1 protein-coding gene is annotated in these 1241 nt (G+C 60.7%); it reads left to right on the top strand.

Features of this window, described 5'->3' with window-relative positions:
• Nucleotides 1-1200, top strand: coding sequence for an elongation factor Tu (gene tuf / locus FKZ61_RS23700; protein ID WP_141612642.1), 1200 nt, complete (start codon nucleotides 1-3; stop codon nucleotides 1198-1200).
• The last annotated feature ends 41 nt before the right edge of the window (nucleotides 1201-1241 follow it).

Below are 1241 nucleotides of genomic sequence, written 5' to 3' on the forward strand. Positions count from 1 at the left end.
ATGTCCAAAGCGGTATTTGAGCGGAAGAAGCCGCATGTGAATGTGGGGACGATCGGGCACATCGACCACGGGAAGACGACCCTGACAGCGGCCATCACGAAGGTGTTGTCGTTAAAGGGGTGGGCGGACTTTGCCCGGTTTGAGCAGATTGACAGTGCGCCGGAGGAGAAGGCTCGGGGGATCACGATAGCGATTTCGCACGTGGAATACGAGACGGAGAAGCGGCACTATGCGCACGTGGATTGTCCCGGGCATGCGGACTACATCAAGAACATGATTACGGGTGCGGCGCAGATGGACGGGGCCATTTTGGTGGTGGCCGCGCCGGATGGGCCGATGCCACAGACTCGGGAGCACATATTGCTGGCGCGGCAGGTGGAAGTGCCGGCGATGGTGGTGTTTTTGAACAAAGTGGACATGATGGATGACGAGGAGCTTCTGGAGCTGGTGGAGATGGAGCTGCGGGAGCTCTTGGACAGCTACGGTTTTCCCGGGGATGACATACCGGTGATTCGGGGGAGTGCGCTGAAGGCACTGGAGAGTGACAGCACGGATCCGGATGCGCCGGAGTATGCATGCATCTGGGAGTTGATGCGTGCGGTGGATGAGTACATCCCGACGCCGGTGCGGGAGGTGGACAAGCCGTTCCTGATGCCGATCGAGGATGTGTTCAGCATCAAGGGACGTGGGACGGTGGTGACGGGCCGCATCGAGCGGGGAGTGATCCATCCCATGGAGGAGGTCGAGATTGTGGGATTGGGCCCGACCCGGAAGACGGTGGTGACCGGGGTGGAGATGTTCCGGAAGCTGCTGGATGAGGGTCAGGCTGGGGACAACGTGGGCTGTCTGCTGCGCGGGATCGGTCGTGACGACGTGGAGCGGGGGCAGGTGTTGGCGAAGCCTGGGTCGATTACGCCGCACACGGAGTTCATGGCCGAGGTGTACGTGTTGAAGAAGGAAGAGGGTGGGCGGCACACGCCCTTTTTCAAGGGGTATCGGCCGCAGTTCTACATTCGGACGATGGACATCACCGGGGAGATTGATCTGCCCGAGGGGGTGGAGATGGTGATGCCTGGGGACAATGTGAACATGCGGGTGAAGCTGATTTCGCCGGTGGCGTTGGAGACGGGGAGCCGGTTTGCCATTCGGGAAGGTGGGCGCACCGTCGGTGCCGGCGTCATCACCGAGATCCTGAAGTAAGCATTCGCAGATGGGGGTAGTCAGTAGACGGTAGTCAGTAG

This window comes from Litorilinea aerophila (assembly GCF_006569185.2).
Taxonomy (GTDB): Bacteria; Chloroflexota; Anaerolineae; order Caldilineales; family Caldilineaceae; genus Litorilinea; species Litorilinea aerophila.